At 70.1% G+C, this 12,802-nt stretch carries 12 protein-coding genes; 7 read left to right on the top strand and 5 right to left on the bottom strand.

Translation table 11 applies throughout. From position 1 onward, the window contains the following. Positions 1-5: 5 nt before the first annotated feature. Positions 6-506: a 2-oxo-4-hydroxy-4-carboxy-5-ureidoimidazoline decarboxylase gene (uraD, locus tag HNQ52_RS13820; RefSeq protein ID WP_183961759.1), complete on the bottom strand. Its 501-nt coding sequence runs from the start codon at positions 504-506 to the stop codon at positions 6-8. Further along, positions 503-1,438, bottom strand: a complete 936-nt coding sequence (puuE, locus tag HNQ52_RS13815; RefSeq protein WP_183961758.1) for an allantoinase PuuE — start codon at positions 1,436-1,438, stop codon at positions 503-505. The genes uraD and puuE overlap by 4 nt, the downstream gene beginning before the upstream one ends. Before the next feature lie 417 nt (positions 1,439-1,855). Between puuE and uraH the strand changes: the two genes are divergently transcribed. From uraH to HNQ52_RS13785, 6 genes are all read left to right on the top strand, one after another. Continuing rightward, on the top strand, positions 1,856-2,209 hold the full coding sequence (gene uraH, locus HNQ52_RS13810) for a hydroxyisourate hydrolase (protein ID WP_183961757.1): 354 nt from the start codon (positions 1,856-1,858) through the stop codon (positions 2,207-2,209). A 3-nt stretch (positions 2,210-2,212) separates the two neighbouring features. Beyond that, positions 2,213-3,481 (top strand): urate hydroxylase PuuD, encoded by a 1,269-nt coding sequence (locus tag HNQ52_RS13805; RefSeq protein WP_183961756.1) that lies wholly within the window; start codon positions 2,213-2,215, stop codon positions 3,479-3,481. A 237-nt stretch (positions 3,482-3,718) separates the two neighbouring features. Continuing rightward, entirely contained in the window at positions 3,719-4,825 is a 1,107-nt protein-coding gene (locus HNQ52_RS13800) for a sensor domain-containing diguanylate cyclase (RefSeq protein ID WP_183961755.1), read from the top strand. A gap of 415 nt (positions 4,826-5,240) precedes the next feature. Next, positions 5,241-6,248 (top strand): allantoicase, encoded by a 1,008-nt coding sequence (gene alc, locus HNQ52_RS13795; protein ID WP_183961754.1) that lies wholly within the window; start codon positions 5,241-5,243, stop codon positions 6,246-6,248. A 5-nt stretch (positions 6,249-6,253) separates the two neighbouring features. Next, the gene (locus tag HNQ52_RS13790; protein ID WP_183961753.1) at positions 6,254-6,751 is read left to right on the top strand and encodes an ureidoglycolate lyase; all 498 of its coding nucleotides are present in this window, start codon (positions 6,254-6,256) and stop codon (positions 6,749-6,751) included. 339 nt (positions 6,752-7,090) lie between these two features. Continuing rightward, a complete protein-coding gene (locus HNQ52_RS13785; RefSeq protein ID WP_183961752.1) occupies positions 7,091-7,636 on the top strand; it encodes a phosphoribosyltransferase family protein in 546 nt (181 codons plus the stop codon). Here HNQ52_RS13785 and HNQ52_RS13780 read toward each other — a convergent pair. Beyond that, a complete protein-coding gene (locus HNQ52_RS13780; protein WP_183961751.1) occupies positions 7,601-9,067 on the bottom strand; it encodes a hypothetical protein in 1,467 nt (488 codons plus the stop codon). The two genes, HNQ52_RS13785 and HNQ52_RS13780, sit on opposite strands and share 36 nt — an antisense overlap. Before the next feature lie 163 nt (positions 9,068-9,230). Here HNQ52_RS13780 and HNQ52_RS13775 point away from each other — a divergent pair, with 163 nt between their 5' ends. Beyond that, positions 9,231-9,989 (top strand): DUF2884 family protein, encoded by a 759-nt coding sequence (locus tag HNQ52_RS13775; protein ID WP_183961750.1) that lies wholly within the window; start codon positions 9,231-9,233, stop codon positions 9,987-9,989. 248 nt (positions 9,990-10,237) lie between these two features. On the opposite strand, the gene HNQ52_RS13770 is transcribed toward HNQ52_RS13775, so the two are convergent. Both HNQ52_RS13770 and HNQ52_RS13765 read right to left on the bottom strand, forming a co-directional pair. Beyond that, the gene (locus tag HNQ52_RS13770) at positions 10,238-11,359 is read right to left on the bottom strand and encodes a histidine kinase (RefSeq protein WP_183961749.1); all 1,122 of its coding nucleotides are present in this window, start codon (positions 11,357-11,359) and stop codon (positions 10,238-10,240) included. After that, positions 11,331-12,632 carry a Xaa-Pro dipeptidase gene (locus HNQ52_RS13765; RefSeq protein WP_183961748.1) on the bottom strand — a complete coding sequence of 434 codons (1,302 nt, stop codon included), beginning with the start codon at positions 12,630-12,632 and terminating at the stop codon, positions 11,331-11,333. Before HNQ52_RS13765 ends, HNQ52_RS13770 begins: the two co-directional genes overlap by 29 nt. Positions 12,633-12,802 lie beyond the last annotated feature (170 nt).

The following is a 12,802-nucleotide window of genomic DNA, read 5'->3' as shown; positions in this document are numbered from 1 at the left end:
CGGTCTCACAGGCCCAGTCGAGACGCCGCGATGCGTTCGATCTGCGCCAGCGATTCCGCCAGCTCCTCCTCGCGCGTGCGATGCATGCGCGTGCGCAGCGCCGCGAGGATGCTCGCGCGGGTGTGGCCGCGCACGGCCAGGATGAAGGGAAACCCGAAGCGCTCGCGGTACTCGGCGTTGAGCTGGGTCAGTTCGCTGAATTCCTCCGGCGTGCATTGATCGAGCCCCGCGGCATGCTGTTCGCGGGTGGAGTGGTCGGTGAGTTCGCCGCGGATGGCGGCCTTGCCGGCAAGCTCGGGATGCGCGCAGATCAGGTGCAGCCGGTCCTCGCCGTCGGCGTTGCGCAGCACGGCGCACATCGCGGAGTGCAGCTGTTCGATCGACGCGAACGGCCGCGCGTCGACCACGCTCGCCGCTACCCACGGCGAGTGCTCGAAGATGCCGCCGAGCGCGTGGATGAAGTCCTCGGCCGACATGGCGTTGAGGGTCTCGATGGCAAGGCTCATGCGGCGATTCCGACAAATGGATGGCGACGGTGCCAGTGCTCGGCGATGTCGATGCGGCGGCAGATCCACACGCGCTCGTGCCGCGCGATGTGGTCGAGGAAACGCTGCAGCGCGAGGAAGCGGCCCGGGCGACCGAGCAGGCGGCAGTGCATGCCGATCGACAGCATCTTGGGTGATTCGTCGCCTTCGGCGTAGAGCACATCGAAGCTGTCGCGCAGGTACTCGAAGAACTGCGTGCCGGTGTTGAAGCCCTGCGGCGTGGCGAAGCGCATGTCGTTGGCGTCGAGCGTGTACGGGACGATCAGGTGCGGCCGGGTGCGGCCGTCCCGGGTGGCGACCTGGGTCCAGAACGGCAGGTCGTCGCCGTAGTAGTCCGAGTCGTACGCGAAGCCGCCGTGCTCCACGACCAGCCGCCGCGTGTTGGGGCTGTCGCGGCCGGTGTACCAGCCGCGCGGTGCAGCGCCGGTGAGGCGGGTCTGCAGCGCCACGGCGCGCTCCAGGTGGGCGCGTTCGGTGGCTTCGTCCACGTCCTGATAATGGATCCAGCGCCAGCCGTGGCTCGCGATCTCGTGCCCGAGTTCGACGAACGCCGCGGTGGCTTCCGGGTTTCGCTCCAGCGCCATCGCGACGCCGAAGACGGTGAGGGGCAGGCCGCGACGCTCGAACTCGCGCAGCAGCCGCCACACTCCGGCGCGCGCGCCGTATTCGTAGATCGATTCCATGCTCAGGTGGCGCGCCGGATAACTCTGCGCGCCGACGATCTCCGACAGGAACTGCTCGGAGCCGGCGTCGCCGTGCAGCACGCAGTTCTCCGCGCCTTCCTCGTAGTTGAGCACGAACTGCACGGCGATGCGGGCGCGCTCGGGCCAGTCGGCGTGCGGCGGGGTGCGGCCGTAGCCGACGAGGTCGCGGGGGTAGGGTGGCTGGGTCATGCCGGGTCGCGTGGTGTGGGTTGCGGCGTCGTTGCCCCCCTTCCGGCTGCCGCCACCTTCCCCCGCTGTGCGGGAGAAGGGCTCCTTCGATGGGGGTCGGGATCAGGAGGGGGTAGGCTATCGCGTTGCGGTGGCTCGGGGCCAACGCGACACGCCATCAGTGCTCGATGATTGCGAGCCTCACGCCGCCGGCAACCCTGCGTCTGGATGCGCTCCGGCACCGCATCCATCGACCTGTCCACCTTGACGCTGCCGCGCAAACCACGTGTACTCCCCCACGGTCCGACCACGCGTGCGCACCACGGGTTGCCTACGGCAGGCAGCAACGCGGGCGGGCCACAATCTTCCTTTTTCTGGCGACGCCGGCACGCGTGGGCGTCGCGCGGTGCCCGCCGCCCGCATTCCGAGGACGCCAGCATGGGCAAGCTCACCACCCACGTGCTCGACACCGCGCACGGTCGCCCGGGCGCGGGCATGCGCGTGGTGCTCGCGCGTGTTGCCGATGGCGTGCGCAGCATCCTCGTCGCCTGCGTGACGAATGCCGACGGTCGCTGCGATGCGCCGCTGCTCGAAGGCGATGCGTTGCGGCCTGGCATCTACGAGCTCGACTTCGCCGTCGGCGACTACTACGCCGACCTCGGCCTCGACCTGCCATCGCCGCGGTTCCTCGATGTGGTGACGCTGCGCGTCGGCATCGCCGATGCGTCCGCGCACTACCACGTGCCGTTGCTGTGCTCGCCGTGGAGCTACAGCACCTACCGCGGCAGCTGACCGATGCTCGACCTGCTCGCCGAACCCGCCGCGCTGTTGCTGCGCTGGCTGCACGTCATCGCCGCGATCGCGTGGATCGGCGAATCGTTCTACTTCGTCGCACTCGACAACGGCCTGAAGACGCCGAAGCCCGGCACCGCGCCCGCGGGCGTGGCCGGCGAATCGTGGTCGGTGCACGGCGGCGGCTTCTACCACAAGCAGAAATACCTCGTGTCGCCGGCGACGATGCCGGCGGACCTGCACTGGTCGAAGTGGAAGTCGTACACCACGTGGCTGTCGGGCTTCGCGCTGTTTGCGCTCGTCTACCTGCTGCATCCGCAGGTGTACCTGATCGACACGCGCGTCGCCGCGCTCTCGCCCGCGATGGCGGTGCTGCTCGCGATCGGTTTCCTCGTCGTCGGCTGGCTGGTGTACGACGCGGCGTGCCGGCTGATCGGTTTTCGCGACCGCGTGCTCGGTGTGGTGGTCGGCCTGTTGGTGCTCGCGCTTGCGATCGCCGCGACGCAGCTGTTCTCGGGGCGCTCCGCCTTCCTCATCGTCGGCGCGACGCTCGCGACCATCATGTCGGCCAACGTCTTTTTCGTGATCATCCCCGGCCAGAAGAAGATGGTTGCGGCACTCGCGCGCGGCGAGGTGCCGGATCCGGCCTACGGCAAGCGCGGCAAGCAGCGCTCGGTGCACAACACCTACTTCACGCTGCCTGTCGTCTTCACGATGATCAGCAATCACAACGCCGGCACCTACCAGCACGAACACAGCTGGGCGATCCTCGCGCTGATCATGCTCGGCGGCGCGCTGGTGCGACAGTTCTTCGTGCTGTGGCACGGCGGGCGGCGGGTGTGGAGCCTGCCGCTGGCGGGGGCGGTGCTGGTGGGCATGGCCTTGCTGTGGACGCTGCCGAAGCCCGCGACGCCGGCCGTCGTCGAGCCCGCGCCCGAGGCTGCGGCCGACCCCGCAGCATCGGCCGATGCTGCACCCCGACCAACCGCCACCGAGCCGGCCTCGACACCCGCGCCGGCAGCGACGTCCGACGCCGTGCAGGCCGTCATGCAACTGCACTGCAACAACTGCCACGGCAGCAAGCCGACCATCATGCCGGTCGCGCCGCAGGGCCTCGTCTTCGACACGCCCGAGCAGACGCGCCAGCATGCTGCCCGCATCCATCGCCAGGTGGTCGACCTCAAGGCGATGCCGCTCGGCAACATGACCGGCATGACCGACGCCGATCGCGACCTGATCGACCGCTGGTATCGCGCGCTGCAGGCGCAGTAGTCGCGCTGTTCCTGTCGCCCTCCCCGCGAACGCCGCTTGCACTACAGCGAAGTCAGAGCGCGGATTGGTTTCCGAACCCTTCACACCGTCATTCCCGCGTTAGCGGGAATGACGACAGGGAAGGTTGCCGAAACAACGTCGCGCGTAGTCTCCGCTGCAACGAAGCCCTTCGGCGGCAGTGTCCGATCCGCTGCAGCGCACATTGCCACCACCGCGCCGATCCGGCCTAATCGGGCCATGTCCAGCCCAGCGCCCGACGCCGCGCCCGACGGTCCCGCGCGCGTGGACGCGCCGCGCCGCGCGCTGCCGTGGCAGGGCCTGCCGCGCACCGTCTACCTGTTCCGCGTGCTCGGCATGGGGCTGGGCCTGCTGCCGGTGTCGTTCGTGTTGCGCGATCTGCACGCGGGCTGGATGCCGTGGGCCTGGAGCCTGTTCGCCTGCCTGCTGTGGCCGCATCTGGCGTTCGCGCTGGCGCGCGCCAGCCGCGATCCGTTCCGCGCCGAGCGACGCAACCTCTATCTGGATTCGATCTTCGCGGCCAGCCTCGTGCCGCTGATGCAGTTCAACCTGCTGCCGTCGGTGCTGCTGCTCGTCGTGGCGACGGCCGACAAGATCAGCACCGGCATCCGCGGCCTGTGGTTGCGCACGCTGCCGGCGATGGCGGTGGCGCTGCTCGTGGCCGGCGCCTGCACCGGTTTCGCGTGGCAGCCGCACACGAGCATGGCGGTGATGCTCGCGAGCCTGCCCATCCTCGTGATCCACACCCTGGCCGTGGCACTGAACGGCTACCGCCTGATCCGCAAGGTGCAGAAGCAGAACCAGCGCCTCGACGACCTCAACCGCATCGATGCACTGACCGGGCTGCAGAGCCGTGCGCACTGGCAGCAGCAGGCCGAGGCGGCCCTGCACCGCTCGCAGCAACGCACCGGGGCGTCGACCCTGCTGCTGGTGGACGTCGACCGATTCAAGGACATCAACGACCATCACGGCCACGCCGTCGGCGACGACGTGCTGCGCGCCATCGCCGACGTGGTGCGCCGTGTCGCGCCCGCGGGCAGCGACGCCGGTCGTCTCGGCGGCGACGAATACGTGGTGGTGCTGCCGACGTCGCTGAGCCTCGCCGAATCCACCGCCGAAGCGATCCGCGCCGGCGTCGAAGGCCTGCGCTTCCCGCGCCTGCCGTCGCTGCGCTGCTCCGTCAGCCTCGGTCTCGCCGAACCGCCGGCCGCGGGCCTCACCCTGCGCGAATGGCTCGAAGCCGCCGACCGTGCGCTGTATCGCGCCAAGGCCGCCGGCCGCAACTGCACCGCCAGCCGCGACGCGGTGCGAACGCCGCAGCGCTGACCCTCGGCGTCAGTCCTCGGACCCGCCACGCATCGGGATCGGATCCGGCAAGCCGACGCGGGCCGTCGCGAAACGCCGGCGGCCGTCCGGCGTGTCTTCGTGCGCGTCATCGACCGGCTGGCCGGCGCCGGATGCCGTGATGTATGGAACCAGCCGCATCCCAACAGTGGCCGGCGTGGTCCGAGCATCGGGTCACCCTGCACGCCGACGGGCGCACCGTTCGCGGCATCCGCGGCCCTCGTCCCGGGGATGCGCAGCATCCTGCTCCACCCTGACAGGCCGGGTCGGAGAAGCGGGATCGATGGGGCTGTCGATACCGGTTTCCGACCGCCTCGGACTGTCCGGCTTCCCGCGATCGTCGCTATGCTGGACGCTCCGCGACGCAGCGCGTTGCCACGCCCACCGCCCGAGTCCCATGGCCGTCCAGCCCACCGATCCCGATGCGCCCGCCTTCACCCGCGAGGCGATCAATCTTGCCGATGCACGCCTCGGCGCCACTGCGCTGTCGTGTTCGGACGATTTCTTCGCTGCGAAAGAGCGCATGCTCGACCCGGCGCCGGCGGTGTTCGTGCCGGGCAGGTACGACACCAACGGCAAGTGGATGGACGGCTGGGAATCGCGCCGCAAGCGCGGCCCGGGGCATGACTGGTGCATCGTGCGGCTGGCGCGGCCGGGCCACATCGTCGGCGTGGACCTGGACACGAGCCATTTCACCGGCAATTTTCCGCCGGCGGCGTCGATCGAGGCCTGCCGGCTCGACAGCGGCGATCCGGATGCCGACACCGTGTGGACGCCGCTGCTGCCGCCGGTGAACCTGCGCGGCAACAGCCACCACTACCACGCCATCTGCGAGGACGCGGTGGTCACGCACGTGCGCGTCAACCTGTTTCCCGACGGCGGCCTTGCACGCCTGCGGCTGTACGGACGCCCGGTGTTCGATCCCACGCGGCGCGAGGACGGCCGCGTGGATCTGGTCGCGGCCGAGCAGGGCGGGCGCGTGGTCGCGACGAACAACGAACATTTCGGCGCCGCCTCGAACCTGCTGCTGCCCGGGCGCGGCATCAACATGGGCGACGGCTGGGAAACGCGGCGCCGGCGCGAGCCGGGCAACGACTGGTGCATCCTCGCGCTGGCGGTGCCGGGCACGATCGAACGCGTCGAGGTGGACACCGCGTTCTTCAAGGGCAACTACCCGGACCGCTGCTCGCTGCAGGCCGCGCGCGTGGTGGGCGGCAGCGAGGCGTCGCTGGTCACGCAATCGATGTTCTGGCCCGAACTGCTGCCCGAGCAGAAGCTCGCCGCCGATGCGGTGCACACCTTCGCGATGCAGCTCGTGGCGTTGGGTCCGGTGACGCACGTGCGCTTCAACATCGTTCCCGACGGCGGCGTGTCGCGCCTGCGGCTGCGCGGGCGTCCGGCCTGAGTCCGATGCAGGTCCTGCGCGTCGAGCCGCTCACCCGCACGGCCTTTGCGCCGTTCGGCGATGTCATCGCGGCCGACGACGAGGCGCACCACTACCCGATCAACGAAGGCACCACGGAGCGCTATCACGATCTCGCACGCGTCGACGTGCAGGCCGACGGCGGTCGCGCGCTGATCAGCATCTTCCGGGCACAGCCGCGTGTGCTGCCGTTCGAAGTGCGCATGCTGGAACGGCATCCGCTCGGCAGCCAGGCCTTCGTGCCGCTCTCGGCAAAGCCCTACCTCGTGGTGGTCGCGCCTGCGGGCGCGCTCGATCCGGCATCGGTGCGGGCGTTTTCCGTGGCCGACGGACGCGGCGTGAACCTCGCACGCGGCGTGTGGCACCACCCGCTGCTGGCGCTGCAGGCCTGCGATTTCCTGGTGGTCGATCGGGGTGGGGCGGGGAACAACCTGGACGAGTGTGTGCTGCCGGTAGCGCGTGTCGTGGAGTGGGCGGGGGGCTGACGGCGCGGAGCGGGCGGAGCTGGGCGTCCGACGCGGTTCGGGTGCAGGAGCGACCCCCTTCCGCCCTTCGGGCACCTTCCCCCGCAAGCGGGAGAAGGAACAGCGCAGCTTTCGGGGCCGGACACCGCATTCCTTCTCCCGCGCAGCGGGGGAAGGTGCCCGAAGGGCGGAAGGGGGCGAGCGAAGCGACGCCGGCGCGTGCGACGCAGAGTCGAAGCACGCCGCTGCGCAGGTTGTGCACATCGCTGCCAGCGACGACACTCGGCAACGCAGTCACGCGGCGCCGAACGCGCGCGGTCCGTCTGCTCCTTCCGCCAGCAACGCACCCGCGAGCCCGCCATGTCGCAATCCCGGTTCCGACTCTACGACACCGCCGCCCTGGACCGCGTGCTCGACACGATGGCGCGCCAGGCCGCCGCGCTGCTCGACACGCGGCCGGTCACCCTGTTGGGCGTGCTGCGCCGCGGCGCGCCGCTCGCGGACATGCTGGCCGAGCGCCTGCGCACGCGCCGCCCCGAACTCGCCGTGGACCGCACCGACCTGCGCGTGAAGCGCTACGGCGACGATCTCACCCTGCTGCATGCCGCCACCAGCCTCAGCGCCACGCCAGAGCAGCAGGCTGCGGCGTTTTCCGGCCGCCAGGTGATTGTCGTGGACGATGTTCTCTACCAGGGCTACTCGGCGTTCCGCGTGTTCGAGTTCCTGCGCGCGCACGGCGCCGACTGCGTGCACCTGGCGGTGCTCGTCGACCGTCACTGCAGCGTGTTGCCGGTGCGTGCCGCCATCGTCGGCCTCACGCTGCAGATCGCGCCGGACGACGTGATCGAATGCAGCGTGCCGCCGTTCGAATCAGTCTTCGCCGTCGACCTGCTCCGCCTGCGCTGAGGTCTCCACCGGCCGCACCACGAGCATGTTCTCGCCGTGTTCGAGGACATGGTCGGCGAACAGTGTCAGGTCGATGCCGCGCGCGCGGATCCGGGTGCCGGCGCCGCAGCGCGTCGCTGGCGCATCGCAGCCTTCGATGGCGGGCGCCTTCGGCAAAGCGATGTCGTAGCGCAGTAGGCCGTGGTCGGCGGGTGCCGCTTCGCCCAGCGGCGCTTCGTCCGGCGCATTCCACATGCGGATCGGGCGCGCCCGCACGCTGAGCTCGTACACGCCGTCGATGGCCGAGTTGAACGGCGACGGTGTCATCACCAGCACGCCGTCGGCGATGGTGTGCATCTCGGTGGTATCGAAGGTGGCGCTGCCTTCGGTGTCGGTGCGCACGCTCAGGGTGAAGTCGCTGGCGCGCTCGAACCGCGCCAGTGCCTTGCCGGCCGCGATGTCGCCGCGCACGAGCTGCCGTGCGGTGGCGTGCACGCCGCCCACATCGGCGCGCGCCGAAGCCTCCAGCAGCGCGGCTGCCTCGGCGTCGCTGTAGCCGGACGCCGTTTCGAGAATCGCGTACAGCGGCATGCCGGCGGCGACATGCGGCTTCCAGTCCACCTCCCAGCGGTCGAGCAGCAGGCCGGCCGCAGCGCCGGTGACGTAGCCCTGCCAGCGCAGCATGTATTCCCAGGTGCGGCCCATGTTGCGGCTGAGCGTCTTGAGACGGTCCTGCAGGTACTTCGCAGGTTCTTCGCTGCCGCGCACGATCGCACGCGTGCGCATGCTCACGTATTCGGCCGTGCCCTCGTACCGCAGGTACTGGTCTTCGATGGTCTCCGCCGCCGCCGGCATGCGTGCCAGCCGCGCCTTGCGCGTGGCGATGGCAGCACGCACCAGCGCGATCTGGCGTGCACGGTCGTCGGTGTCGGCGGCGCTGAGCAGGAAGCTGCTCTCGCGCAGTTTCATGCGGACCAGGTCTTCGTCGAGCGGGAAGCCGAAGTCGGTCGAGATGCGATCGGCGTCCTTGAAGGCGTCGGACTGGAAATCATGGAAGGCCTCGTGCAGCAGAAAGGTGGCCGTCCGATCCAGGTCCGCGCGGCGACCGGAGATTTGCACCGCGGGCGCCTCGACGCCGGCGATGGCCTCGCCCAGCACCATCGGTCCGCGGAACCGCGCATCGCCGCAGCGGCCTGCGTACAGGTCCGGTGCAGTATCCACGGCGGCGAAGTCCGCGGCCGGTGCCACGCTGCTGCGCATCACGCATCGGCCGTTGCGATACAGCACGAAGGGCTGGCCCGGCGGCCAGTAGCCGGGCCAGAGCGTGGACAGCTGCGGGTCGAGTTCGGCGATGTCACGCGCGAGGTGGTTGAGGCTGGCGGCAGGGGCCGCCGAAATGCCGGCAACCGACGCGAACGCCGCGATCAGGCATCGCTGGAGGACAGGGCGCATGGCGGCTCCGTTCAGGGTTGGACCGGCAACCATAGCGGCCCGCAGGTGCCGAAACCATGCCGAACGTCACACCGTCGCTCGACAGGTCCGCCGTTCCAACCCTGTCGGCATGCTTCGCCTCCAGACCCGTTGCCCGGCCCCGCGCCACCCTCCGAGGACTTCCATGAAACACACGCTGCTTTCCTGTGCCGTTGCCATCGCCGCGCTGTGCGCCGGCAGCGCGAACGCGCGCGGCTTCACCGGCTGCGATGTCGACAGCGACTACGACCTTCGGATCGGCGAGGACGCGCTCACCTTCACGCGCGAGACCGGTTCGCCGCAGCGCGTGGTGATGCGCGCGGGCACGCTTGCCGTCGACGGCGTGGCGCAGGATCTCACCGCCGCGGACGCAGCCCGCATCTCCACCTACGAGCGCGACATCCGCGCGATGGTGCCGGAAGTGAAGGCGATCGCGGTGCAGGCCGTGGGCATCGCGATCGACGCCGTGGTGCAGGTGGCGACGGCGTTCGCCGGCAACAACGCCGATGCGACGCGGCTCGCACGCATCGATGCGCTGGGCGATGCGCTCGTAGAGCGCATCGACGCCAGCGTCGACACCGCCGACTGGCGAGACGCACAGTTCGACGCCGCGATCGCGGAGGTCACCGCGGAGCTGGTGCCGATGATCGTCGGCGACATCGCTGCCGTGGCGGTGACGGCGGCGCTGTCCGGCGACGAGGACACGCTGGCGCAGGTCGAGGCGCGGGCCGCGTCGCTGGAACGCGAGGTCGAGACGCGCGTGGAAAAGCGCGCGGGCGACATCGAACGCCGCGCGGATCGGCTGTGTCCGCGCGTGCAGGCGCTCGACGAAATCGAATCGGCGCTGGAGCTGCGCCTGGCCGACGGCAGTCGGCTGGATCTGGTGCGGCTGGAGGACGAGTAGGTTGCGTGGGCGTAGGCGGGCCCGGTTCGATCGACGCAGGAGGAGCGGCGTGGCGCGGGTTCGGTGATGTGGGCACACGCAAGCGCGTGGCAGGCGTGCGAGGGGCGGGCCCCCTCCCGCCTGCCGGCACCCTCCCCCGCTGCGCGGGAGAGGGGAGGCTTTTGACCGGGCTGTCAGCCCGCATGAAGCGCCCCGCCTCGCGACCGGGCCGTCAGCCCGCATGAAGCGCCTCGCCTCGCGACCGGCGTTCAGCCCCGCATGAAGCGCAGCGGCACGCGCGCGACCACCTCCGCGCCGTTCTCCGCCGCGTCGGCGCTGCTGATGCCGTAGCCTGCGCCGTAGAGCTGCGCGATCCGCTCGGCGCTGTTCGCAAGGCCCAGTCCGCGTGCCGATTCGCAGCCTCCCGGGCCACGGTCGCGCACCCGGATCGCCAGGGTGTCGCCTTCGCGCCGGATGGTGATGCGCACCGCCACTAGCGACTGCGACGGGTCGGCACTGCAGCGCAACGCGTTTTCCACCAGCGGCTGCAGCAGGAACCGCGGCACGCGCGCCTGGCTCAGTTCCGGCGGCGCGTCCACCTGCACGAACAGGCGTTCGGCAAAACGCAGTCGCATGATGTCGAGGTACAGGTCCAGCACGCGCAGTTCGTCGGCGAGCGTGGTTTCGTGGCTCTGGTCCGGCGCGAACGCGTGCTTGAGCAGGGCCGACAGCCGCACGATCATTTCCTCGGCCGCCTTCGGTTTCACGAACACCAGTTCCGACACCGCGTTGAGGGTGTTGAACAGGAAATGCGGCTCGAGCTGGCGGCGCAGCGCTTCCAGTTGCGCCTGCGTCAGCTGGGCGCGCAGTTCCACGGCTTCCAGTTCCTTGTTGCGCGCGCCGCGGTAGCGGTCGACCACCAGCGTCAGCGCCACCACCACGGCGTAGATGATCAGCGCGGTCGGCAACGACAGCAGGTACTTGTTCACCGTCGGCGAATAGTCGCTGATGCCGCCGAGTCCGGGCAGGGTGATCAGCGCCATGCGCAGCAGCGACGTGGCCGTGGTGTGCACCAGCCCGACACAGACCGCCACCAGTCCGTGCAGCGGCAGATGCACGAGCCAGCGCGCGCCGAACGGCGCCCAGCGGCGCGTGGCGTAGACCATCACCGGCACCAGCAGCGCCGCCACGTAGGCGCCGGAGAGCTCCTCGATGAGGATGCGCGCCCAGTCGCCCGGACGGTTCGACGTCAGGCGTCCGAGGTATCGGTCGACGAACAGCAGCAGACCGACCGCGGTGGCGAGCCCGAACAGCCCGCCCCAGAGCTGGGCCGGGGAAAAGCGCCGCGGCTTGATCGTCGCGTCAGTCGGCAGCGTGTGGCTTGACGACACGGCCGCCCTTCATCACGAAATCCACGCTCTCGAGCTCGCGCACGTCGGCGAGCGGATCGCCGTCCACCGCGATCAGGTCGGCGTAGCGTCCGGGCGCCAGCGCGCCCACGTCGTCCGACCAGCCGAGCAGGTCCGCCGCGTTCACCGTCGCGGTCTGGATCGCCTGCATCGGCGTTGCGCCCCATTCCACCATCTTGGCGAACTGGCGGCCGTTCCAGCCGTGCGGAAACACACCGGCATCGGTGCCGAACGCGATCTTCACGCCGGCGCGCACGGCCTTGCGGAAGCTCTCGCGCTGGGTGCGGCCGACGTAGCGTTCCTTGTCGATGATCTTCTGCGGATAGTTCAAGCGACCGAACTCGGCCAGGATGTAGTCGTCATTGTAGATGTCGGCCACGAGGACGGTGCCGCGTTCCTTCATCATCGCGATGGCCTCGTCGTCGAGGAAGCTGCCGTGATCGATCGACGCGACGCCGGCGCGGATCGCCATCTTGATGCCTTCGGTGCCGTGTGCATGCGCGGCGACGCGGCGCTCCCAGCGTCGCGCCTCGTCCACGGCCGCGTCCATTTCTTCCTGCGTGTACTGCGGCGCGCCGGCCGAATCCTCCTCGCTCAGCACGCCGGCGGTGGCGATGAGCTTGATCACGCCGGCGCCGTGCTTGACCTGCTCGCGCACCTTCTTGCGGATCTCGAGCTCGCCGTCGGCGACGCCGTTGAAGCCTTCGAACTGCAGCCACGGCGACATGCCGCCGTTGTCGGCATGGCCGCCGGTGGCGCCGATGCCGTGGCCGGCTGCGAGGATGCGCGGGCCGTCGATCCTGCCCGCGTCGATGGCGCGCTTGAGCGCGATGTCGACGAAATTGCCGGCGCCGACGTTGCGCACGGTGGTGAAGCCCGCCTGCAGGGTACGCTGGGCGTGCGTCGGCGCCATGATGGCTTCGTCGACGAAGCTCTCGCGCAGCGCCTTGACGTAGTAGTCGCCCGATTCGTACGTCAGGTGCACGTGGCAGTCGATCAGGCCCGGCAGCAGCGTGGCGCTGCCGAGATCGATGTGTTCGTAGCCGGCCGGAATCGAGTCGCCGCGCTCCACGCCGGTGATGCGTTCGCCTTCGATCAGTACCAGCGGATCGTCGACGACCTTGCCTGCGACCGGGTCGACCAGGCGGGCGGCGGTGATCGCGATACGCACCGGATCGGCCGGCGCCGGCGCCTGCGCAGTGGCAGTGCCGCAGACGGCCAGCAAGGCGAGGACGAGAAGGCGGGAACGGAGCATCGCGGGATCCGGCGGAAGGCAGGTGCCAGCCTACCATCCGGGCCCGCGCGCTGCGCGGCGCAAGCCCGAGCGGCAAGGCGTTTGCTCCTCCTTCTCCCGCGGGGAGAAGGTGCCCGGCAGGGCGGATGAGGGACGAGCGTCGCACACGCCATGAACACGGCTGACTGCGG

The sequence above is a fragment of the Chiayiivirga flava genome, assembly GCF_014202825.1.
Classification (GTDB): Bacteria; Pseudomonadota; Gammaproteobacteria; order Xanthomonadales; family Xanthomonadaceae; genus Chiayiivirga; species Chiayiivirga flava.
Note: the sequence above shows the minus strand (reverse complement) of the source record. Positions and strands in the feature narration are given on the sequence as shown.

Bases quoted from the DNA above. Each gene is read 5' to 3' on its own strand.
- uraH (WP_183961757.1), top strand. From the start codon at position 1,856: ATGGGCAAGCTCACCACCCACGTGCTCGACACCGCGCACGGTCGCCCG.
- alc (WP_183961754.1), top strand. From the start codon at position 5,241: ATGGCCGTCCAGCCCACCGATCCCGATGCGCCCGCCTTCACCCGCGAG.
- uraD (WP_183961759.1), bottom strand. From the start codon at position 506: ATGAGCCTTGCCATCGAGACCCTCAACGCCATGTCGGCCGAGGACTTC.
- puuE (WP_183961758.1), bottom strand. From the start codon at position 1,438: ATGACCCAGCCACCCTACCCCCGCGACCTCGTCGGCTACGGCCGCACC.
- HNQ52_RS13790 (WP_183961753.1), top strand. From the start codon at position 6,254: ATGCAGGTCCTGCGCGTCGAGCCGCTCACCCGCACGGCCTTTGCGCCG.
- HNQ52_RS13805 (WP_183961756.1), top strand. From the start codon at position 2,213: ATGCTCGACCTGCTCGCCGAACCCGCCGCGCTGTTGCTGCGCTGGCTG.
- HNQ52_RS13775 (WP_183961750.1), top strand. From the start codon at position 9,231: ATGAAACACACGCTGCTTTCCTGTGCCGTTGCCATCGCCGCGCTGTGC.
- HNQ52_RS13780 (WP_183961751.1), bottom strand. From the start codon at position 9,067: ATGCGCCCTGTCCTCCAGCGATGCCTGATCGCGGCGTTCGCGTCGGTT.
- HNQ52_RS13800 (WP_183961755.1), top strand. From the start codon at position 3,719: ATGTCCAGCCCAGCGCCCGACGCCGCGCCCGACGGTCCCGCGCGCGTG.
- HNQ52_RS13785 (WP_183961752.1), top strand. From the start codon at position 7,091: ATGTCGCAATCCCGGTTCCGACTCTACGACACCGCCGCCCTGGACCGC.
- HNQ52_RS13765 (WP_183961748.1), bottom strand. From the start codon at position 12,632: ATGCTCCGTTCCCGCCTTCTCGTCCTCGCCTTGCTGGCCGTCTGCGGC.